This window comes from Paenibacillus sp. AN1007, assembly GCF_040702995.1.
Lineage (GTDB): Bacteria > Bacillota > Bacilli > Paenibacillales > Paenibacillaceae > Paenibacillus.
The window spans coordinates 2,210,456-2,231,790 of sequence record NZ_CP159992.1; the positions used below are offsets into that span (position 1 = coordinate 2,210,456).

Annotated in this window: 18 protein-coding genes and 1 pseudogene; 17 read left to right on the forward strand and 2 right to left on the reverse strand. The window is 49.6% G+C overall.

The window, feature by feature from the left end; translation table 11 throughout:
• The first annotated feature begins 20 nt into the window (after positions 1-20).
• The 14 genes from ABXS70_RS10090 to ABXS70_RS10155 all read left to right on the forward strand — a co-directional run bounded on the left by ABXS70_RS10090 (position 21) and on the right by ABXS70_RS10155 (position 16,887).
• Complete coding sequence (locus tag ABXS70_RS10090; RefSeq protein ID WP_342551343.1) at positions 21-1,382, forward strand: 5'-deoxyadenosine deaminase; 1,362 nt, start codon at positions 21-23, stop codon at positions 1,380-1,382.
• 50 nt (positions 1,383-1,432) lie between these two features.
• Positions 1,433-2,536 carry an XdhC family protein gene (locus tag ABXS70_RS10095; RefSeq protein ID WP_342551342.1) on the forward strand — a complete coding sequence of 368 codons (1,104 nt, stop codon included), beginning with the start codon at positions 1,433-1,435 and terminating at the stop codon, positions 2,534-2,536.
• The gene (locus tag ABXS70_RS10100) at positions 2,502-3,158 is read left to right on the forward strand and encodes an NTP transferase domain-containing protein (RefSeq protein ID WP_366295571.1); all 657 of its coding nucleotides are present in this window, start codon (positions 2,502-2,504) and stop codon (positions 3,156-3,158) included. Before ABXS70_RS10095 ends, ABXS70_RS10100 begins: the two co-directional genes overlap by 35 nt.
• Before the next feature lie 152 nt (positions 3,159-3,310).
• Positions 3,311-3,646 carry an FAD binding domain-containing protein gene (locus ABXS70_RS10105; protein ID WP_366295573.1) on the forward strand — a complete coding sequence of 112 codons (336 nt, stop codon included), beginning with the start codon at positions 3,311-3,313 and terminating at the stop codon, positions 3,644-3,646.
• Entirely contained in the window at positions 3,571-4,239 is a 669-nt protein-coding gene (locus ABXS70_RS10110; RefSeq protein ID WP_366295575.1) for an FAD binding domain-containing protein, read from the forward strand. The genes ABXS70_RS10105 and ABXS70_RS10110 overlap by 76 nt, the downstream gene beginning before the upstream one ends.
• Positions 4,240-4,274: 35 nt before the next feature.
• Positions 4,275-6,587, forward strand: coding sequence for a xanthine dehydrogenase subunit D (pucD, locus tag ABXS70_RS10115; RefSeq protein ID WP_342551339.1), 2,313 nt, complete (start codon positions 4,275-4,277; stop codon positions 6,585-6,587).
• Complete coding sequence (locus ABXS70_RS10120) at positions 6,587-7,132, forward strand: (2Fe-2S)-binding protein (RefSeq protein ID WP_342556357.1); 546 nt, start codon at positions 6,587-6,589, stop codon at positions 7,130-7,132. Before pucD ends, ABXS70_RS10120 begins: the two co-directional genes overlap by 1 nt.
• Before the next feature lie 172 nt (positions 7,133-7,304).
• Positions 7,305-7,712, forward strand: coding sequence for a hypothetical protein (locus ABXS70_RS10125; protein WP_342551338.1), 408 nt, complete (start codon positions 7,305-7,307; stop codon positions 7,710-7,712).
• Positions 7,713-7,994: 282 nt separating this feature from the next.
• Positions 7,995-10,307, forward strand: a complete 2,313-nt coding sequence (locus tag ABXS70_RS10130; RefSeq protein ID WP_366296595.1) for a glycosyl hydrolase — start codon at positions 7,995-7,997, stop codon at positions 10,305-10,307.
• A 799-nt stretch (positions 10,308-11,106) separates the two neighbouring features.
• On the forward strand, positions 11,107-12,189 hold the full coding sequence (glpX, locus tag ABXS70_RS10135; protein WP_366295578.1) for a class II fructose-bisphosphatase: 1,083 nt from the start codon (positions 11,107-11,109) through the stop codon (positions 12,187-12,189).
• Positions 12,190-12,486: 297 nt separating this feature from the next.
• A complete protein-coding gene (locus ABXS70_RS10140) occupies positions 12,487-13,539 on the forward strand; it encodes a LacI family DNA-binding transcriptional regulator (RefSeq protein ID WP_342551336.1) in 1,053 nt (350 codons plus the stop codon).
• Between the two features lie 133 nt (positions 13,540-13,672).
• Entirely contained in the window at positions 13,673-14,845 is a 1,173-nt protein-coding gene (locus tag ABXS70_RS10145; RefSeq protein WP_342551335.1) for a Gfo/Idh/MocA family oxidoreductase, read from the forward strand.
• A gap of 117 nt (positions 14,846-14,962) precedes the next feature.
• Complete coding sequence (locus ABXS70_RS10150; RefSeq protein ID WP_342551334.1) at positions 14,963-15,688, forward strand: ThuA domain-containing protein; 726 nt, start codon at positions 14,963-14,965, stop codon at positions 15,686-15,688.
• 92 nt (positions 15,689-15,780) lie between these two features.
• Complete coding sequence (locus tag ABXS70_RS10155; protein WP_342551333.1) at positions 15,781-16,887, forward strand: Gfo/Idh/MocA family oxidoreductase; 1,107 nt, start codon at positions 15,781-15,783, stop codon at positions 16,885-16,887.
• A 145-nt stretch (positions 16,888-17,032) separates the two neighbouring features.
• Here ABXS70_RS10155 and ABXS70_RS10160 read toward each other — a convergent pair.
• Together ABXS70_RS10160 and ABXS70_RS10165 are read right to left on the reverse strand one after the other, a co-directional pair.
• Positions 17,033-17,852: pseudogene (locus tag ABXS70_RS10160) on the reverse strand (radical SAM protein).
• The gene (locus ABXS70_RS10165) at positions 17,849-18,439 is read right to left on the reverse strand and encodes a bifunctional transcriptional activator/DNA repair enzyme AdaA (RefSeq protein ID WP_342551331.1); all 591 of its coding nucleotides are present in this window, start codon (positions 18,437-18,439) and stop codon (positions 17,849-17,851) included. The pseudogene ABXS70_RS10160 and the gene ABXS70_RS10165 overlap by 4 nt, the downstream one beginning before the upstream one ends.
• A gap of 242 nt (positions 18,440-18,681) precedes the next feature.
• Between ABXS70_RS10165 and ABXS70_RS10170 the strand changes: the two genes are divergently transcribed.
• Genes ABXS70_RS10170 through ABXS70_RS10180 form a run of 3 tightly spaced genes read left to right on the forward strand, consistent with a single transcriptional unit; the run spans position 18,682 to position 21,326 of the window.
• The gene (locus ABXS70_RS10170; RefSeq protein ID WP_342551330.1) at positions 18,682-19,662 is read left to right on the forward strand and encodes a Gfo/Idh/MocA family oxidoreductase; all 981 of its coding nucleotides are present in this window, start codon (positions 18,682-18,684) and stop codon (positions 19,660-19,662) included.
• An 18-nt stretch (positions 19,663-19,680) separates the two neighbouring features.
• Positions 19,681-20,409 carry an SAM-dependent methyltransferase gene (locus ABXS70_RS10175; protein ID WP_342551329.1) on the forward strand — a complete coding sequence of 243 codons (729 nt, stop codon included), beginning with the start codon at positions 19,681-19,683 and terminating at the stop codon, positions 20,407-20,409.
• Between the two features lie 23 nt (positions 20,410-20,432).
• Complete coding sequence (locus ABXS70_RS10180) at positions 20,433-21,326, forward strand: NAD-dependent epimerase/dehydratase family protein (protein WP_342551328.1); 894 nt, start codon at positions 20,433-20,435, stop codon at positions 21,324-21,326.
• The last annotated feature ends 9 nt before the right edge of the window (positions 21,327-21,335 follow it).

Genomic DNA, 21,335 nt, shown 5'->3' on the forward strand with positions numbered 1-21,335 from the left:
ACCGGATAGGGGAGATTCACATGGGAACGCTGCTGCTCAAAGGCGCGCGATTAGTCACAATGAATGCAGAAGAAGACGTATTTACGGGAGATCTGCTCATTGAAGATAACAAAATCAAGGACATTGCAGTGCATATCGATGAGATGCTGGCGGATCAAGTTATTGATGCGCATGGAAAAGTGCTGCTGCCTGGATTTGTCCAGACGCATATTCATCTGTGCCAGACGCTGTTTCGCGGCCGTGCGGACGATATGGAGCTGATGGACTGGCTTCGCCAGCGCATTTGGCCGCTGGAAGCGGCACATGATGAGGAATCCATATATTACTCTGCCATGCTTGGCATCGGCGAATTGATCTCCAGCGGTACAACGACGATTCTGGATATGGAGACGGTTCATCATACAGAATCGGCTTTCCAAGCGATGGCACAGAGCGGTATTCGGGTGATCTCTGGCAAAGTGATGATGGATCACGGGGACGAGGTTCCTGAACCTCTGCGTGAGAATACCCAAGAGTCGCTGCAGCAAAGCGTGGATTTGCTGGAAAAGTGGAATGGATTCGGCGGAGGCCGCATTCAATATGCTTTCTGTCCACGATTTGTTGTTTCCTGCACAGAGGAATTGCTGATGGAGGTGCGAGACCTCTCCAACCAATATCATGTAAAGGTCCATACCCATGCCTCCGAGAATCGTGGAGAGATCGAACTGGTGGAACATGAACGAGGTATGCGCAACATTATCTACCTGGATCATATCGGGCTGGCTACTCCCCGGCTCGTGCTTGCGCATTGTGTGTGGCTGAGTGAGGAAGAAAAGGAGATTATCCGCAAACGCGGGGTCAAAGTAACCCACTGTCCCGGTTCTAATATGAAGCTTTCCTCGGGAGTTGCGGAAATTCCCGATCTGCTGAACCGGCAGATTGCAGTAGGTATTGGTGCAGACGGTGCTCCGTGTAATAACAATCTGGATATGTTTCAGGAGATGCGTATGACAGCATTGATTCAGAAAGTACCGCATGGTCCTACGGTGATGGATGCCAGAACAGTACTGCGCATGGCAACGATGGGCGGAGCCGAGGTATTGGGAATGTCCAGAGAAATCGGCAGTCTTGAAGCGGGTAAGAAGGCAGATCTGCTGCTGCTGGACCTCGATGATTTTCACACATACCCGTCCTACGAGACGGATATTTATTCCCGCATCGTGTATTCGGCAACCCGCAGCTGCGTGGACACAGTCATTATTGATGGAAACATCGTACTGAGCAATCGTAAAATCCAAACCATTGACCGCAGTATCGTTCTGAGAGAGTCGGATAAAAGCATTGCCCGACTGATGAAACGTATGCAGCTCGACCATAGGAAGAGATCTGTCCCGTTTCATTGATCCCTTAGTCTGGTTTCATTGATCCTTTATGATGGAAGGCGGCGGTTCAAATGGAAATGCATGATCTGTGTGTCATTGCAGTCCGGGAAACACGAAGTGTGCTCGCTACTGTCATCAAGGTTGAGGGGCATGCGTACCGCAAGCAGGGAGTCTCGATGCTGCTTACGGAGGGCGGCAGCATGTACGGCAGTATCAGTCCGGGCTGTCTGGAGGATGATCTTCTGGCGCGGGTGGGCCGGGTGCTGGAATCGGAGACGATGGAATTAGCTTCGTATGACATGCGTCCCGAGGATGACTTGTCCTGGGGCGAAACGATCGGCTGCGGTGGTCTTGTCATCGTATTGCTGGAGCCTGTCATCCGGGAGTTGAGATTCGTTATGCAGCAGATGCAGTGCTTTTTTGATGCAGGAGAAACGGTTTCTTTTACCAGGTCCTTCGATGAAGGCTCCCTTCACGTTAAATACGACTTGGCAAGAATAAAGCCAGGCCAAGTAAATTTCAGTACACAGAAAGATTTCACTATACAGAAAGAAAAACCTGAAATGTTTAGAAAACAACATCTGTCACTGCTTTCGCCTAAGGGACATCAGGCAGAGACATGGAATTTTCCTCTACAGATCATGGCGCTCTATAGACCTAAACCGCGTTTGATTATCATCGGAGCAGGTAATGACGTTATCCCTGTTGCACGGCTGTCTCAATCTGCCGGATTCCGTGTCGTTATAGCGGACTGGCGGGCATCGTTATGTACATCAGAACGTTTTCCTGAAGCAGAGCTGGTGCAGGGTTTCCCGCGGGAGTTTTTCGCGCAGCTGTGCATCGATGAGCAGGATTACATCATCCTGATGAGCCACCAGTTCCTGCGAGAACGCGAAATGTTAGAACTGCTCACGGGCAGCAAATATGCCTATCTCGGTATTATGGGTTCACGTACCCGGACAGCTCGTCTGCTCGAAGGACTAACACCACCAGAACATGTGCATAGTCCAGTTGGTATGCCCATCGGTGCAGACGGACCGGAGGAAATTGCGATCAGCATTGCTTCGGAACTGATTGCATGCAGACGTAAGAGAAATTCAGAGTTTCCCGAATTAATGACAGGTAAAAGGAGCGGCGTCTATGCAAACGACAGGTATCCTTCTGGCGGCTGGTAGAAGCTGCAGGCTCGGCCGCGATAAACTTGCGGTAATGATGCCGGATGGAAGAGCACTTGCAGCCTGGACACTGCAGGCGGCTCTGAATGCTTCTCTTGATCAGATTATCTGTGTGGTTAAGCCGGAAGATTCCCTTGAATGGTTGCCTGCCGAGTGGCTTCGTACAGCAGCCCGCGCGTATCATCCTGACAACAGATTACGAATTGTAGTATGCAGAGATCATGCCGGCGGTATGGCCAACTCGCTGCATTGCGGTGTATCGGCAGCTATGGATTATAGGCCGCAGGGTGTGTTGATGCTGATGGCCGATCAGCCCCTTATAACAGCTCAGGACATGAATCGTGTCACGACAGCGCTGGCTTCTCACCCGCTGTGTGATTATGCTGCGGCTGCGGACTTGAACGATCGGAGCGGTAAACCACCGGTTGCTTTTCGCTCACATATGTTTGGTCCGCTGCTGTCCCTTCGTGGAGATGAAGGAGCCCGCAGGATACTTTGTAACGCGAAGTATCAAGGTATACAAGTGTCGTTACCTCAAGAGAGCTTCTGGGATGCAGATACAGAGCCGCAGGTGCAGCAGATTCTGAATTATGCAGAAAAACGGATGTGGAGAGAGGCATAATACTGCGGGATGTGGAGAGAGGCATAATACTGCGGGATGTGGAGAGAGACCATAATACTGCTGTGTGTCTGTACAGTTAGCCTCTACAGCCTTGGGTCACTTGGTATGTGACCACAACAAACAGAATATGCTGCTGAAAAGGAGGAGGAGCTATGGTTACACCGGGATATCACTCTGGTGCGCAGCCTTCTGTATGGCGGCCAGCTAGTTTGCAAGAACTGCAAATAATGAAAATGCAGCTTGCCGAAACATGGTGTTATGCTGCCGGGGGCACCTTACTGCGAACCCAGTGGGAGACGGAACAAAACGTTCCACCTGAACATCTGATCAGCTTGGACTGCATTCCCGATATTCGCGGAATAACGATGCAGCGGGATGAGATTGTAATCGGAGCTATGACTCGCCTGAAGGAATGTGCAGCCGACCGCTGCTGCGGCAGCTTCCCATCCTGCAGGATGCCGTGCTGTCTATTGCGGCTCCTTCTGTAAGGAATGCTGCGACCATAGGCGGGAATATCGCGTCCGGTATCGGGGATACGTTACCGGCACTGCTCGTATATGATGCGAAGCTTCAATGGCTGACTGACTGTGGAACCGAGGTTCAGAGTGTATCATCCTGGCTTCAGGGTGGATGTGATGGCAGCCGTCATTCAGATAATGTATTATTGTCCGTTCATATTCCATATGACGTGGTTAGAGATAACCTGACGCCTTATAAAACAGCGCACGAAATATCGGAAGGAAAACGTGAGATATCCTTTTACCGAAAATTAGGTCGAAGAGAGGTGTTCACGGCATCACTTGTTACTGTTGCATTCACCGGTGAAATTGATCCTGGAAATGAACGCTGGATACGAATTGGGATTGCTGCCGGGGGCGGGTCTGGCACAGCTCTGAGGTTAACTGAAACAGAGCAGTGGCTTCAATCTGGCAGAGCCGACGCTGCTCAGGCCTCCGGGCTTGCGGCCCGGGCTGCGGCCGAATTTTCGTCTTATACAGATGCTTTTGCAGCAGAAAGCTTCAGGAAACAGGCCGCGGGTAATATGCTTGGGGCCGGTCTATGGCAGGGTTTTCAATCGTAGGCGTACCTCTACGAACAAGAAAGGGGAGAACGATCATGCTGCTTAACCGGGAACAGAGTGGAAAACGCTGGCACCTGCGGCCTGATGGCCCTCCTAAAGTTACGGGTGAACTGAAGTATCTCACCGATCTGACGCTCCCTGACATGCTCTATGGAAAAGTGTTGCGAAGTGTCTATCCGCATGCACGGCTGTTGTCTATCGATATCTCGGAAGCCGAAGCAATGGAAGGGGTATATGCCGTGCTGACGGCGAGGGATGTGCCAGGACTTAATCGGTTTGGTATAGCAACTCCTGACCAGCCGGTGTTCTGTGAAGATACCGTTCGTTATATCGGCGATGCGATTGCGGCGGTTGCGGCCGATTCCCCTGAACGAGCGCTGCTGGCCCTGGAAGCCATTCGGGTGCAGTATGAAGAGCTTGAGCCGCTGGACAGCACGGATGCCGCACTCGCTTCAGGAGCGCCTGAACTGCATCCGCATGGTCCAGGGAATGTGCTGCATCGCACGGAGATTAAGCGTGGCGATCCCGAGCAGGCTTTTGCCAACTGTGCTCATGTCGTGACGGAGACTTATTATACACCTCGGCAGATGCATGCGTATATGGAAACCGAGGGCGGACTCTTTGTTCCCGACGAGACAGGACGTCTGAATGTATATGCGGCAACGCAGCATGGATACAAGGACCGCATGCAGCTGGCCCGTATTATTGGCTGCCCGGAAGAGAATATTCGAGTGGTGTCTTCACCGATCGGTGGTTCGTTTGGAGGAAAGGATGAGCTGAACGTGCAGCCTTATGGTGCGCTCCTTGCCTTAAAGTGCGGCCGTCCGGTCAAGATGCACAACTCGCGCAAAGAATCGGTGCGGGCAGGGTTAAAACGCCATCCGATGAAGATCGAGATGCAGACCGGCATAAGCCGTGAAGGCATGCTGCAGGCTCATCGCGTTCGGATTACCGCGGACACGGGTGCCTATGCGACCCTTGGTGCGCCTGTTTTAAATTTCTGCACCGAGCACTGCATGGGGCCTTATGTTATTCCGCATGTGGATGTTGAGGGTGTTTCCGTATATACGAATAACGGATTATCCGGAGAGTTTCGCGGTTTTGGCGGCAACCAGGCGATTTTTGCGATGGAAGGACAGATGGACCGGCTGGCACAGATGATAGATATGGACCCGTGGGAATTCCGCAGGCGAAATCTACGGCAAAAGCAAGATCCCGGACCGCTTAATCAGCAGATTTTGCCCACAGAAGGGTTATCGCAGGTGTGGGAGGCAGTGGATCGTTCAGAACTATGGCAAAAACATGTTCATCCCCAGCCGGAATCAACACGCCCCCCTTGGATTAAACGCGGAGTTGGTGCCGCTATAGCGATGCATGGTGCAGGACTGGGATATGGTATTCCAGATCCGGCAGGCGGACGTTTATCGCTGAATGCAGAGGGCAAAATCGAAGCGGCTTTCAGTTATGAGGAGTTCGGGCAGGGTCTGGTCGCCACGCTTGAGATCATGCTCTGTGATCTGTTTCAGTGTCATACGTCCGATCTGAGTATCGTTATTGGAGATACAGATCGTGTACCGCATAGCGGCTCCAGCACAGCATCCCGTTCTACCACGATGGCCTGGATGGCGCTGCAGCGCCTGCAGCATGTCTTCCGTAACAAGCTGCTTACCACGGCCTCGCAGATTTCCGGAATTCCGGCAGAGCGGCTGATAACAGGGCCTGCAGGAATATGGACAACGACAGATTCCTCCTCACCCGTTTCCTCCAGACTTGTGACTGCTTATAAGGAACTGGTGAGACAGGGTGAAGCCGAGGATTGGATTTTTGATACCACCTTTCATTACCCTACGACGCCTGACCATGTGGTGGGAGGTCATTATCTCTATACGTATGCTGCAGTGGTCGCAGAGGTGGAAGTCAATAGACTGACGGGAGAAACCAAAGTGCTGGATACACGGCATATTGTGGCCGCAGGACCGGTCATGAATCCGATGGGATATATAGGGCAGATTGAAGGCGGCAGTGTGATGGCTCTTGGATTCACACTGATCGAGGATGCTGTCATGCAGCAGAGTCGTTACTTGACGTCCAATCTGGATACGTATTTGATTCCGACAATCAAAGACATACATTCCCGGCTGGAAGTCGAAGCGATTGAAGAACTGCCAGAAGGTGATCCATTTGGCCCGAGAGGCATTGGCGAGATTGGCTCCGTAGCGCTTGCACCGGCTATTACGGCGGCCATTCATCAGGCGGTCGGGGTCTGGATTAACCGTCTACCTGTACCGCGAGAGGAATTGATGATGGGTCTGGATATGCTTTTGCCGGAGGGAGTGAAACCATCGTGATGAAACCGCCTGTACACCAGGAATGGAGCGCTGTAGTGAATGGTGAAACCAGACATCTCTATACGGCTCCCGGAACACGGCTTGTCGATCTGCTGCGAGATCAACTGCAGCTTACAGGGACTAAAGTTTCCTGCGAGGTCGGTCGATGCGGTGCGTGTATGGTCCTACTGAATGGTGAACCTGTTAACGCCTGTCTTGCCATGGCTTATCAATGTGAGGGTAGTGAGATTACCACCATTGAAGGAGTTCGCGGTGAGTCCGAAGGGGAACTGCATCCCATTCAGCGGGCCTTTGTGGAAGAAGGCGGATTCCAGTGCGGTTACTGTACACCGGGTATGATTATCTCAACTAAGGCTCTCCTCGATGAATATGCGAGCCCTTCTCAAGAGCAGATTGAAACCGGGTTATGCGGCAACCTCTGTCGATGCACAGGATATGGCGGCATTATACGAGCGGTAAAGAGGGCGAGCGAGCATTACAGCAGCGGAAAAACGGAATCCCCTGTGGTAAAAGCTGCATCCGGCACAGATGCATCCGAAGTTTGAAAGTATCCGCAGGTGAAGTGATGCTTACTCTGCATACTTGATTATGGTAATATTATAAATAATAGAGAATTTTCTGCGAGTGGAGATAAAGCTCTGTCCGCAGCAAATTCTTTTTTTGTGAAATTTTCGTTCGTAAGAGAGTCATTTTAGGATCGAAAGGAGGAGCAGTAGTGTGCGTCTGATTAGGATGAAGAGGAAACGTTTCATTGCTATTACTGCAGCAGCGCTGTTTGTGATTATGCTGTTCGTAAATTACCTAGGGAATGCTGAAGCTGTCGTAAATACCAGTCAGGTGGTAGAAAGTTACGGGGGAGATCACGGAACGTACAAGGCGGCTGTAACCTTTGATATGATTCGCATGAAAAAAGCAAGCCGTGTACAGGTGATGGTTATATATCCGAACGATACGGTTGAGTATCATGATGTGTCATCCACGGATGGGCATTACAGGTTGAATATAACGAAAAACGTGGAAGAATTCACCATGAACAATAGCAAAACGAAGTCACCAGAATTCATGATCACCTGGATTTCAGGTCATAAAAAGAGAATAAAGTATGTTTATTCTGACATTAGATGAATTGCCTTTTTACAATACATAGACCCGAAAAATAGAATGTAATCCGCCCTAAGTGAAGCGTTTTCGTTACAGTGCTGCAGAACATCTTTTATTTCACTGCATAGCAGTATTTTCTTGGTTAGTCAGGGTATACACCGCCTGATTTAACCATATATTTACAATCGTTTGCTCTCGTGATATGTTTACATATGAAAGCGCCATCATGAATAGATTTATGCACATTTCGCTCTCACATTTCAGATGGAAAGGGAGATGAAAATGAGGAACGGAATGAAGACGGGAATGAGGAGAAGGGTTCAAAAGGTGTTCGCTGTGATGCTGGCTTGTACACTGCTTTTTGGCATGCTGGCAGTAACGACGACGGCTCCGACTTATGCAGATGCTCCGCTGTTCACCATTGAAGGGGAAGATGCCGAACTAAGCCCGGAACTGCAGGTGGTTAACCAAATTTATGGACAACCCAAGCCAGGATACTCAGGAAGCGGATTTGTATGGATGCAGGGCTCGGGTACAATCACACTGAATGTGACGGTTCCCGAAACGGGCATGTACAGCATTTCCACGCGTTATATGCAGGAACTCAGCATGGATGGCCGGCTTCAATACCTGGCGGTTAACGGGATGACTAAAGGCTCTTATATGCTGCCTTACACAACGACATGGTCGGATTATGATTTTGGTTTTCATAAACTAAACAAGGGCAGCAACACGATTCAGCTGAAGGCTGGTTGGGGATACGCTTACTTTGATACGTTCACAGTGGATTACGCCGATCTTGATCCGCTGAACGTGGAGCCTGTGCTTACGGATTCTCAGGCCACACCGGAAACGCAAATATTAATGAACTACTTAACGGAGGTATATGGACACAACATCATTTCGGGACAACAGGAGATATATGGAGGAGGGAATGACGGAGATTCGGAACTGGAGTTTGAATGGATTCATGATCTGACGGGGAAATATCCGGCGATACGGGGTTTTGATCTCATGAATTACAATCCGCTTTATGGTTGGGAAGACGGCACGACCGATCGCATGATTGATTGGGTAAATAATCGTGGAGGCATTGCAACGGCATCCTGGCACATTAACGTGCCGCGGAACTTTAATACGTACCAGCTGGGCGATTTTGTTGATTGGAAAGAGGCAACGTACAAACCGACAGAGACTAATTTTGATACAGCAAAAGCCGTCATTCCCGGTACGAAGGAGTACCAGTACGTTATCATGACCATCGAAGATCTGGCTGAGCAGCTGCAGATTTTGCAGGATAACGATGTGCCGGTCATTTTCCGCCCATATCATGAAGCAGAGGGGAACGGAGGATTGAATGGAGAGGGAGCATGGTTCTGGTGGGCTTCTGCTGGAGCGGATGTGTACAAAAAGCTGTGGGATATGCTCTACACCGAGCTGACGGAAACCTATGATCTGCATAATCTGATCTGGACCTACAACAGCTATGTATACAGCACTTCTCCAGCCTGGTATCCAGGAGATGATCAGGTGGATCTGGTCGGTTACGACAAGTATAATACCATATACAACCGATATGATGGATTGTCAGGGGTACCTAATGAGGATGCAATTACCTCGATCTTCTATCAGCTGGTGAACCTTACGAATGGCAAGAAGATGGTAGCGATGACCGAGAACGACACCGTTCCAAGTGTGCAAAACCTCATGGACGAAAAAGCAGGCTGGCTCTATTTCTGTCCGTGGTACGGTGAACATCTGATGAGCGAAGCATTCAATTACGCTGCAACACTCAAAACGCTCTATCAAAGTGATTATGTCATCACACTGGATGAACTGCCCGATCTGAAAGTGAACCAGCCAAATCCCGATGCAGCAATCTCGCCTGTAACAGCCTCCTTTAATAAAGCGGAAACTGCCGCTAAGGATATAACCATCTCGCTTACTCTGAACGGGCATCAGCTTACGGACATTGCAAATGGAGGTGCAAAACTTGTATCCGGGCAGCATTATACGGCATCAGGATCAACGGTGGTGCTGCACCAATCCTACATGAGTACGCTGCCGTTAGGCCAAACGAGTCTAACTTTTCATTTCGATGGAGGTAAGGATGCGGTGCTTAAGTTGAATGTCTTGGATGATACCGTTGTTGTAGTGCCGACGGATAGTAAACTGACGATCCAGGCTTATAACGGCAATACAAGTGCTTCGACTAACGGAATTGCACCCAAATTCAAGCTGATTAATTCCGGCGATACCGCCATTAAGCTTAGTGATGTGAAAGTTCGCTATTATTACACCGTTGATGGAGAGGAAACCCAAACATTCTGGTCTGATTGGGCAAGTGTGGGGAGTGCTAATGTCACCAGTACTTTTGTCAAGATGACAGCGCCTGCCGTTGGTGCTGACTATTATGTTGAAGTAGGGTTCACCAGTGATGCTGGTACGCTCCAACCGGGAGAAAGTGCAGAGATACAGGGCCGTTTCTCTAAAAACAACTGGTCTAACTACAATCAGTCGGATGACTATTCTTTCATGGCAGCGGGGAATCAATATACGGACCATAACAAGGTGACCGGATATGTGAGCAGTCAGCTGGTGTGGGGAATAGAACCATAATCTAAGTTAGAAAACGAGGCCGAGTCCGTTACAATAACGGATGCGGTCTTGTTTATTTCTGTTTGAAGAGAATAAGTGTTAATCCCTGCCTTGGCCTGTAATAAACAGACAGAAAAAGAATGAATGGATGCCGCGTTTTTCGAAGCACGCAGGGTGATTCCGATAGAATACCAAGTTCAAATTTTAATAAATGGAATTAAGTGGGTAGATTCTCTTTATTTTAATTACGTAATTATTATTATGTAAACTTATATTTTTCGATAACCTTTATAGACACCATCTATGTCATTAATGAAAGCTAAAGTCCTGATTAATACTAAAATGAGGGCTTTGTTTTATTGAACGAAGATCAGAATGCGTTCTATAGAGCTCATGTGTTAATTCCATTTTATTAATCGATGAGAAGGCTAACATTATTCCCCGAAAATCGTTTTCGATTCTCGCCTAAATTAGGCGAGGGGAGGTGCTGTATTTTGCCCGGAAGTGCATCCAGACCTGAGTTATAAGAACTTAGCAGCCTATCATAGTGTCCAGACGGCCTTAGCAGGCAAAAGGAAAGAACTCTATACTGAGAATTGGAAAAAATATTAATATTCAGACGGAGAAGAAGCAGCTTTCTCGCTGCTGAATATGGCCCTCCAACGAGTGCAAATGATCTAATTAATAAATAGAAAAATAAGTAAAAAGTTGATACAAGGCTGCTGCTTCGCCGTTTCGTAGATTGAATTCATATGGATTTGCGATAGATTTCGGGTGACCTTCACGTTATGCTGTGAAAAACCGGAAGGGAAGTGGCAGCATGGAACGCGAACTGGCGTTGGAAATTGTACGAGTAACGGAATTGGCAGCTTTAGCTTCAGCACCCTGGATGGGCAGAGGCGATAAGAATAGTGCAGATGAAGCAGCTACCCTGGCAATGCGTGCCATGTTTGATTCTGTGTCCATCCGCGGCACAGTCGTGATTGGTGAAGGAGAGATGGATGAAGCTCCCATGCTGTACATTGGTGAAGAAGTAGGAAATGCAGAGGGGCCAGAGGTTGACGTCGCTGTAGATCCATTGGAGGGAACGGAGATTGTAGCCAAAGGGCTGAACAACGCACTTTCGGTCATTGCGGTGGCGGGAAAAGGCAATCTGCTACATGCTCCGGATATGTATATGGAGAAGCTGGCAGTGGGTCCTGCGCTGGTAGGCAAAGTCAGAATTGAAGACCCGGTTGAGGTGACCCTGGAAAAGGCTGCAGCTGCTCTGAATAAAAACATCTCCGATCTTACCGTCATGATTCTGGATCGTGTACGTCATGAGAACACCATCAAAACACTTCGCAAAGTTGGCGTGCGTATCAAATTCCTCAGTGACGGCGATGTCGCAGGGGCGATGGCACCTGCATTCCCGGAAGCGGGTATTGATCTGTATGTTGGATCAGGCGGAGCACCTGAAGGGGTGCTGGCTGCGGCGGCTCTGTCCTGCCTGGGAGGCGAGATTCAAGGCCGACTTATGCCTGCCAATGCAGACGAATTCCAGCGCTGCCTGCAGATGGGGATCGATAACCCTTACAAAGTGTTAACGATGGAGGACATGATCGGCACGGAGGACGTTATTTTTGCGGCAACCGGTGTGACACCTGGTGAAATTCTTGGCGGCGTGCGCTATCTAGCAGACGACCGGGCCGAGACGGATTCCATCGTGATGCGGGCCAAAACCAAAACGATTCGTTTTATTCGTTCCCAGCACTTTTTGCCGAACAAGGAGGTCCTGCATAAAGTGCGTAAGCTTCAGGCTTCCAGCGAGCCGCTGGGCCGTATTCGGAAAATCGATAAAGCGATGGAACAGGCCGAGTTCAGCCTATCTTCCAAGGAATCAGGCATCACATCAAACGCATGAGGTCTATGTTCATCTGTATATTATTTGATTTGAAAGTATAGATCATATGCTCTAATTATGGCTCTGCTCTGCAGCTAGATGAGTATCCGTTACAACTCTCTATTTATAATAGAAGGCATTGTGCGCTGTGTTATTGACAAAAAAAGAATGAGGAAAAGGTTAATCCTGAATTCCTCATTCTTTTTGTTGTTTTAGCATTGACAACGGTTACATGGCATGAGAAAATGTACGCGCGTACATAAACATGATTTACGAGTTGTTTTTACCTGCGCAGTTCTCCTGAAGGAGGTGAAAGGCATGGCTTCTCGCAGAGAAGTGGCCGAACTTGCGGGGGTGTCCGAGGCTACGGTATCCAGAGTGCTGAACGGCGTTGGACCGATCAGGGAGGAGACTCGCCGTAGGGTGCTTGAAGCGTCCGAGCGATTAGGTTATGTACCCAGTGCGCTTGCGCGCAGTTTTGCCAGAAGTAAGAGCGGTAATCTGGGCGTAGTGCTGCCTTACGTTCCGAAGGCACATTTGTTTTCGGCCTATTTTTTCTCGGAAATGTTGAGCGGCATTGGAAGCAAAGCACGAGACAACGGCCTCGATCTGCTTGTCATGTTTCAGACCGCCGGTGAAGTCATGAATTATACGGATCTGTTTCGAAGACAGAAGGTGGATGCCTGCATCATTCTGGGTGCGAGACATGAGCATAATGAGCTGGCTGCCATGCAGCAGCTGCATCAGGAAGGACATCCATTTTGCGTGATGAACCAGCATTTTGCAGGAGAGTCGTTCATGGAAGTGGATGCTGATCATGTCGAGGGCAGCAGGCTTGCCATACGCCATCTTACCGATCAGGGTTACCGCAAAATCGCTTTTTTGAATGGACCAGACCGCTATTCCAACAGCCAGGACCGGCTTGAAGGTGTGCGTCTGGGTCTGCATGAGGCAGGCATGGAGCTGGACCGGAGCCTGCTGCTCGAAGGCAATTACAGCAGACGCAGCGGGATAGCGGCAGCAGCCTTGATTGCTGAACGATTGCATGAGATCGATGCGGTATTTGCAGCAAATGACCGGATGGCTATCGGAGTAATGCATGGCTTGCGTGAACGGGGCGTGCGTACCCAGGATTTCCCGGCATTTGTTGGTTATGACGACTCTGATGCAGCCGAGATGGCCGTTCCGGCGCTGAGCAGTGTGAGGGTTCCTTTTTTCGAGATGGGCGAACTTGCTGTGTCCAAACTGATCCAGGGTACCCATGCTGCAGCAGATGCAAAGGAATACCATGGTGGGGTTCGTTACGACTCTTCACGGACTCTTTTGCCGACAGAATTGATTATTCGTGCCTCTTCCAGCCGGCGTACCTGAAATGAAGTACCGTTGAGCTGATAAAAGTAAGTGTTCTTATAAATTCTGTAGTACCTCATATATCTCATATTAAATGGTTATGGAATTGTTATGCTGACCGGTTATCTGGATTCTATTAAAGGAGGAAATGAACATGTCAAATCGTCTTCGTGTTGGAATGGTTGGTTACAAATTTATGGGTAAAGCTCACAGCAATGCATATCGCAGTTTGCCGATGTTTTTCCCGTCTGCCCCGCTGCAGCCTGAAATGTCCGTCATCTGCGGACGGAATGAGCAGGGAGTACAGGATGCGGCTAACCAGTTTGGATGGTCCGAGAGTGTTACGGATTGGCGTGAACTGGTGAAACGGGATGATATTGATCTCATTGACATTAATGCACCGAGTGATGCTCATAAGGAAATTGCGCTGGAGGCAGCTCGTCAAGGCAAGCATTTATTCTGTGAGAAACCGCTCGCACTCTCGCTTGCTGACTCACGTGAGATGCTTGAAGCTGCTGAAGAAGCTGGCATCAAACATATGGTTGGGTTTAACTATCGCTTCTCACCAGCGGTGCAGCTTGCGAAGGATCTGATCGAGAGTGGGCGATTGGGTAAAATTTATCATTTCCGAGCGTTCTTCCTTCAGGACTGGATTCTGGACCCGAACTTCCCGCTGGTATGGCGTCTGCAAAAAGAAGTTGCAGGCTCCGGTTCACACGGTGACCTCGGTGCACACTTAATTGATTTGGCCCGTTTCCTCGTTGGAGAATTCCAGGAGGTGATCGGTATGAGTGAAACCTTTATCAAAGAGCGCCCGCTCGCTTCCGAGATGACAGGTCTTAGTGCGAAAGGCAGTTCGAGTGCAGATGCCCCTAAAGGTGAGGTAACTGTAGATGATGCTACGCTATTCCTGGCAAGATTCGCAGGGGGAGCGCTGGGAAGTTTCGAAGCGACGCGATTCGCAGCCGGACATCGCAGTACGAACTCGTTTGAGATTAACGGCAGTCTGGGCAGTGTACGCTTTGACTTTGAACGCATGAACGAACTGGAAGTGTATTTCACGAAGGACGATGAGGATGTGCAGGGCTTCCGCCGCGTACTGGCTACCGATCCTGCGCATAAATACGCTGAAGCTTGGTGGCCTGCAGGTCATACGATCGGTTTTGAGCATACCTTCACTCATGAGATGCTGGAACTGGTGACAGCCATTTCGGAAGGACGTCAGCCATCGCCAAGCTTCCATGATGGTGTTGCGTGTCAAGCCGTACTTGAAGCCGTGGAGAGGTCCGTGTCAGAGCGCCGCTGGGTAACACTCGAAGAGATGTAACGAGGAAACAAGGATATAAATCAGTAGATGCAGGTGAGCTGCAATTCGATATTTTAGTCAGATAGTCAGTTTCAAGGAATGACCCAAATCGAATAATCGAAAGTGAGTGAACAGACGATGAGGAAAGCACTGATTGTGTGGGGCGGCTGGGATGGACATGAGCCGGAACAGGTAGCGGCTATTTTTGAACGTATTTTAAAGGAAGAGCAGTTCGAAGTTGAAGTCTCTGATACACTGGAATCCTATGCGGATGCCGAAAAGCTGATGGGTCTGGATCTCATTGTACCTCTGTGGACGATGGGGCAGATTGAACAGGAACTGGTGAACAACGTTTCGGCAGCTGTTCAGAGTGGTGTAGGTCTTGCAGGGCTGCATGGCGGGATGTGTGACGCGTTCCGAAATAACGTTGACTGGCAGTTTATGACGGGCGGACAATGGGTAGCTCATCCAGGCAACGATGGTGTTGAATACATGGTGAACATCAAACGCGGCTCCAGTCCACTATTTGACCATATCGAGGATTTTCAGGTGAAGAGTGAGCAGTATTACCTGCACGTGGACCCGGCTGTCGAGGTGCTTGCCACAACCCGCTTCCCGATTGTATCCGGTCCTCATGCGGCGAATGGACCTGTGGATATGCCCGTAGCATGGACGAAACGCTGGGGGGCAGGACGTGTATTCTATAATTCGCTGGGTCACCATGCAGATATTGTAGACATGAAGCCTGTAACCGAGATGATGCGCAGCGGGTTCCTCTGGACCGCAGCTGGCAAAGAGCTGGCGAAGAGCCGGAACGCGGGTGTGACCGAGGTGTACACCGGAATGGCAGATAACCAGACCTGATTTTTCTGGTGAGTTCAGGTAAGAGTGTACTTATTCGATATTTAAAGAGAGCTTAAACCACATATTTGATGCACGGCGAAGGGAGCAGGGGCATGAAAACAATGAAAGTAGGTATTATCGGCTGTGGTAAAATCAGCGGCATCTATATGGAGAACTGTCACCGTTTCGAGGTGCTGGAACTTAGTGCTGTAGCTGACCTGGACAGGAAACGAGCAGAGGAGCAGGCGGCGGCTTATAACGTTCCAAACGTATACACCGTAGACGAAATGTTCGCTGATCCCGAGATTGAGCTGATCATCAATCTGACGATTCCTGCCGTTCACGCCGAAGTATGCATACGTGCGCTGGAATCGGGTAAACACGTTTATGTTGAAAAACCGCTTGCAGTTACCCGCGAAGAAGGTCAGGCTGTACTCGAAACAGCCAAGCGGCAAGGACTGCTGGTAGGGTGTGCACCCGAAACTTTCTTCGGTTCAGGGATTCAGACAGCACTGCAGCTGGTAGAGGATGGTATTATCGGCAAACCGGTAGCGGCAACCGCCTTTATGATGAGCCGTGGGCATGAGTTCTGGCATCCAGATCCCGAGTTCTATTATGCCAGCGGCGGCGGCCCGATGTTTGACATGGGACCTTATTATCTGACCGCACTCGTGCAGTTGATGGGGCCGATCAAATCCATCGCCGGGATGACAGGTAAAGCGATGGAGGAACGGACGATTACAAGTGAGAAAAAAAGAGGCCAGATCATTCCCGTGGACATTCCAACACATGTCACCGGTCTGCTTCAATTCGAACAAGGAGCCATCGGTACGCTGATTACCAGCTTTGATGTGTTTGGTGGAAGCGCACTGCCGCCGATCGAGGTGTACGGGACTCACGGAACACTGCAGGTCCCTGACCCGAACACTTTTGGCGGTCCGGTGCGTTACCGCTTGATGGGTGAACATGAGTGGACGGAAGCTCCGCTTCTTCCGGGATATCAGGAAAATACCCGCGGCATCGGCGTGGCAGATATGGCCTATGCAGCACGCAGCGGTCGCGCACACCGGGCAAGCGGTGAACTGGCCTATCACGTGCTTGAAGCCATGTGGGCGTTCCATGACTCGTCTGATGAAAAGACGTTCTATACGATGAAGAGCACCTGTCAGCGTCCAGCGGCGCTGCCTGTTAACCTTCCGCTGTATACGCTGGATAAGTAAGCAGCAGGGTAGGATATGATGAGTTAAATTTACAACGAACAGCCTCTTTCCGTCTGATAAGGAAAGAGGCTGTTCGTTGTGCGTCCAGAATAACGTTTTTCTGTATTGAATTAAAGGATGAATCTGGGCTTCTGCCTGCATAATATCAAGGTTCGAAACCCGCCTGGCTGACAAAGAGTTCATGTGCTGCAAAATGCATCTCCATTTGCTGTAAAACCTGCTTATACGCATCGGGACGATACCACTGCTCTAGTCCGATCTCTTCATAAAGCTGCTCTATCCCAAGTCTGCGTGTTCGCTTACCTTCACTGCCATCGCCCATAAAATAGTCATCGATGCAGACACGCTCCACAAGGGGTCTTAGCGCAGCGGCGAACTGATCACTGCTTGGCAGCACGGGTGCTATCGCTGCCTGCGCCTGAATGCCGGCATCGCGCAGTGCCTTGAGCGCATGCAGTCGGCCTGCGATGGGCGGAGCAGACGGGGTGAAATGTTTACGTATATCGTCCAGGTCCGTTTCAACGGTCATACTTACCCGAACCCGATCACCAAGCTTCTGAAGCACATCGATATCACGCGTAACAAGCGGGCTTCGGGTCTGCAAAAGCACAAAATCAGGCGGATGCAGCAGCATGGTCTCCAGCAGGGAACGTGTAATCCGTTCCTGCACTTCAACGGGCTGATACGGGTCGGTGCTGGACGACATGAAGATGGTCACTTTTCCTTTCTTCCGGGCGCGCTCGCAGCTCTTTGGCAAGGAGGTCCGAAGCTTCTTTTTTCACATCAACCCAGCTTCCCCAGTCCTCCTTGCGAAATAAGGAGACCGGCATCTGTCTGACATAACAGTAGGAACATCCGAAGGTACAGCCTGTGTACGGATTCAAGGTATGGGTGTATCCGTTAAGGAAACCGGTGCCTTTATTTAATAATGATTTGGGTACTTTGTAATTGATTTGATTTTTCATGCTTCGTCGTGCCTTTCCCTGTAGTGTGCGGGGGTACAGCCGGTATATTTGCGAAATACGGATATGAAGTAGGCCGGGTTGGCTATGCCAACTTGGCGTCCAATCTGCGTAACGGTGAGATGAGTCGATTTAAGGAGTTTCTGTGCCTTGTTTATGCGTTTAGCCTGAATGTATTGAACGGGCGTTTGGCCTGTGATGCGTTTAAAGACCCGATGCAGATGGTATGGACTCCCATGGCTTACTGAAGCAAGTGCATTAAGCGTTAACGGTTCGGTATAGTGATTCTCAATATATTCGGTAATCCCGTAAATCCATTCCTGGTCAGGCACTCGTTCTCCAGTCGGTTTACAGCGCTTGCACGGTCTGAATTTGTGAGCCAGAGCTTGCTCGGCATCGCGGAAGATCAGCACATTGTCGTATTTTGGGGGTCTTGATCTGCACGAGGGTCGGCAAAAAATACCGGTTGTCTGTACTGCATAAAAAAACGTACCATCGTACGAGCTGTTATTCTGTATGATAGCGTCCCAATACTCAGCAGGAATAGGGTGCTGCAGGTTCAGGGCATCATCTTGCTGTGTATGTTTCATAGATTCACCTCTGCTCTTATTATACCCTTCATAATCAGGAAATTACGAGATTTCGAATCGAATCGCAAGATATCAATATTTGTGCATTAACCGCTCTGTACACATGCAGAAAAAGCTCTTTCTTCATTCCTGCTGCAATTTACGCTACAATGTACAAGACAGGTTATGAAGCAGCGATTCACCCTGATAAAGAACAATCTAAGAAGCAAACAATATCAGTCACAAAGAAAGAGGTAGATAGAATGGTTCGATTCGGTGTAGTAGGTACCAACTGGATTACAGAAAGGCTGCTGGAATCTGCTGTTCAGGTGGAAGGTTTCCAGCTTACGGCGGTATTCTCCCGGACAGCGGATAAGGCAAACGCATTTGCAGACCGGTATGATGCGCCCTATCGGTTCACGGATCTGGAGGAGATGGCGGCCAGCGACACACTGGATGCGGTATATATCGCCACGCCGAATACGCTCCATGCAGCACAGGCTGAGCTTTTTCTGAGAAACGGCAAGCATGTATTGTGCGAGAAACCCCTTGCAGCTAATAGTGCAGAAGTACAAAGCATGATCGAGACCGCACAAAAGCATAATGTGCTGCTGATGGAAGCGATGAAGTCGACACTCGTTCCCGTGTTCAAAAGTGCGGCACAGCATCTATCCAAAATTGGGCCTGTTCGCAAGTACATAGCAGGTTATTCGCAGTATTCTTCACGTTATGACAAGTATAAGGAAGGCATTGTGCTAAACGCATTTAAGCCGGAACTCGCGAACGGAGCGTTGATGGACCTGGGCGTGTATTGTTTATATCCGCTCATCACTTTGTTTGGGGCGCCGCAGCAGGTGCAGGCCCAGGCTATGATGCTGGAATCCGGCGTAGACGGACAGGGGAGCGTGCTGCTGCAGTATGACGGAATGGATGCGGTTGTAACGTATTCCAAGATCGCCAATTCGCACGTACCGAGTGAAATTATGGGTGAGCGCGGCAGCATGATTATTGATAAGATTGGTTCACCTGAACACGCCGAGATTCGTTACAATGATGGAACTGTAGAGACCCTAACGGTAGAGCAGCAGCATCCTGCGATGTATTATGAAGTGGAGGAGTTTGTCAATCTGGTACAGCAGGGGAAGAAGGAATCCGATATGAACACGTATGAACGCTCCTATCAAACGATGCAGGTGATGGATCAGATCAGACGGCAGATTGGACTTGTTTTTCCTAATGATTAATGGAAGGAAGCGAATGAGATGAGCCGAGACGAGCAGAGAAGTGTGAACGAGAATGAAGAGAGCAGCCTGGAGCTGGCACAGATTATTTTTATCGGTAGGACCTTTGAGGAATACATGAGCATGTTTCAACTGACAGAGCAGGAGCTTGGGGGCAGGGCCATTCTGGATTGTCCCGGAGGTGCATGTTCGTTCAGCAGTGAAGCTCGCAAGCATGGGGCTTATCCTGCAGCAGCGGATATCGTTTACCATTATGGCATTCATGAGCTGGAAACGAAGGGACTGCAGGATATTGAACACACGATGAAACAGATGCAGACTGCACAGGGAATGTATGTATGGGATCGCTTCGGTTCTATAGAGGGATTAAGGCAGGAACGGCTGCGTGCGATTACGGCGTGTGCGGCGGATATGAGACGTCATCCTGACCATTACGTGCCCGCTGTATTACCTGAACTGCCTTTTGATGATGAACAATTTGATCTGACTTTATCGGCGCATTTCCTGTTCACGTATGCTGACCGGTTTAATTTTGACTTTCATGTTCAAACGCTGCTGGAAATGCTGCGAGTAACCAGAGAGGAGCTGCGTATCTTTCCGACCGTTGACCTTACAGGCAGACGTTATGAACACATGGATGAACTCAAGCTTCTCTTGGAAAACAAGGGTTACTGCGTGTCTGAAGTCAGAACGTCATATGAATTCCAGCGAAATGCCCATACGATGCTTCGTATTTTGAAGCCGTCATAAACATAGGATTGGAGGGAAATAAGATGAAAAAAGTACTTATTCTCGGAGGTACGCGTTTCTTTGGCAAACGTCTCGTGGACCATCTGTTATGGGAAGGGAAGTCAGAGATCACGGTTGCTACACGCGGACAGACCGAAGCTGATTTTGGAGCGGAAGTAAAGCGAATCCGTATGGACCGGGAGAACCCGCAGTCCGTAGCAGAGGCGGCACAGTCGGATCAGTGGGATGTGGTGTATGATAATATCTGCTACTCACCGAATGAGGCGAAAGCTGCCTGTGAAGCGTTTGCAGGACGTACCAAGAAGTATGTGTTAACCTCTACGCTATCCGTGTATGGAGAACCGAGACCGGGATTTGTGGAGACCGATTTCGATCCGTATACGTATCCACTGCAGTACGGAAACAAGGAGGATTTTAATTACGGTGAAGGCAAGAGACTTGCCGAGGCTGTATTCTTTCAAACCGCTTCCTTTCCTGTAGCTGCCATGCGTATTCCGATTGTACTCGGAATAGACGATTATACCAAAAGACTTCATTTTCATATTAAACATGTGCAGAAGGGAAAACCGATCGGCATGCCTAATCCTGAAGCTGAGATTGGTTTCATTCATTCCACTGAAGCTGCAAGATTCCTTGCGTGGCTTGGGAATGTGCCTTTGACTGGACCTGTGAATGCAGCGTCCAAAGGCTCCATTACACTTACAGCCATGATGCATTTGATTGAAACGGTGACGGGGATGCAGTCCCAGATTTTGAAGCGGACCGTGGACGAAGACATGTCACCCTTTGGAGTGGAGCAGTCGTGGACTATGGACACCTCTAAAGCAGAACAGGCCGGATATACATTTGAAGCTCTGATGGATTGGTTTCCAGGCCTTGTGCGTGAGGTTGCGCTCGCTCTGCAGTCAGAACGATGAGCGGGAAGG

Coding starts and splice junctions, on each gene's coding strand:
- ABXS70_RS10090 (WP_342551343.1), top strand. CDS start 21: ATGGGAACGCTGCTGCTCAAAGGCGCGCGATTAGTCACAATGAATGCA.
- ABXS70_RS10095 (WP_342551342.1), top strand. CDS start 1,433: ATGGAAATGCATGATCTGTGTGTCATTGCAGTCCGGGAAACACGAAGT.
- ABXS70_RS10100 (WP_366295571.1), top strand. CDS start 2,502: ATGCAAACGACAGGTATCCTTCTGGCGGCTGGTAGAAGCTGCAGGCTC.
- ABXS70_RS10105 (WP_366295573.1), top strand. CDS start 3,311: ATGGTTACACCGGGATATCACTCTGGTGCGCAGCCTTCTGTATGGCGG.
- ABXS70_RS10110 (WP_366295575.1), top strand. CDS start 3,571: ATGTGCAGCCGACCGCTGCTGCGGCAGCTTCCCATCCTGCAGGATGCC.
- pucD (WP_342551339.1), top strand. CDS start 4,275: ATGCTGCTTAACCGGGAACAGAGTGGAAAACGCTGGCACCTGCGGCCT.
- ABXS70_RS10120 (WP_342556357.1), top strand. CDS start 6,587: ATGAAACCGCCTGTACACCAGGAATGGAGCGCTGTAGTGAATGGTGAA.
- ABXS70_RS10130 (WP_366296595.1), top strand. CDS start 7,995: ATGAGGAGAAGGGTTCAAAAGGTGTTCGCTGTGATGCTGGCTTGTACA.
- glpX (WP_366295578.1), top strand. CDS start 11,107: ATGGAACGCGAACTGGCGTTGGAAATTGTACGAGTAACGGAATTGGCA.
- ABXS70_RS10140 (WP_342551336.1), top strand. CDS start 12,487: ATGGCTTCTCGCAGAGAAGTGGCCGAACTTGCGGGGGTGTCCGAGGCT.
- ABXS70_RS10145 (WP_342551335.1), top strand. CDS start 13,673: ATGTCAAATCGTCTTCGTGTTGGAATGGTTGGTTACAAATTTATGGGT.
- ABXS70_RS10150 (WP_342551334.1), top strand. CDS start 14,963: ATGAGGAAAGCACTGATTGTGTGGGGCGGCTGGGATGGACATGAGCCG.
- ABXS70_RS10155 (WP_342551333.1), top strand. CDS start 15,781: ATGAAAACAATGAAAGTAGGTATTATCGGCTGTGGTAAAATCAGCGGC.
- ABXS70_RS10165 (WP_342551331.1), bottom strand. CDS start 18,439: ATGAAACATACACAGCAAGATGATGCCCTGAACCTGCAGCACCCTATT.
- ABXS70_RS10170 (WP_342551330.1), top strand. CDS start 18,682: ATGGTTCGATTCGGTGTAGTAGGTACCAACTGGATTACAGAAAGGCTG.
- ABXS70_RS10175 (WP_342551329.1), top strand. CDS start 19,681: ATGAGCCGAGACGAGCAGAGAAGTGTGAACGAGAATGAAGAGAGCAGC.
- ABXS70_RS10180 (WP_342551328.1), top strand. CDS start 20,433: ATGAAAAAAGTACTTATTCTCGGAGGTACGCGTTTCTTTGGCAAACGT.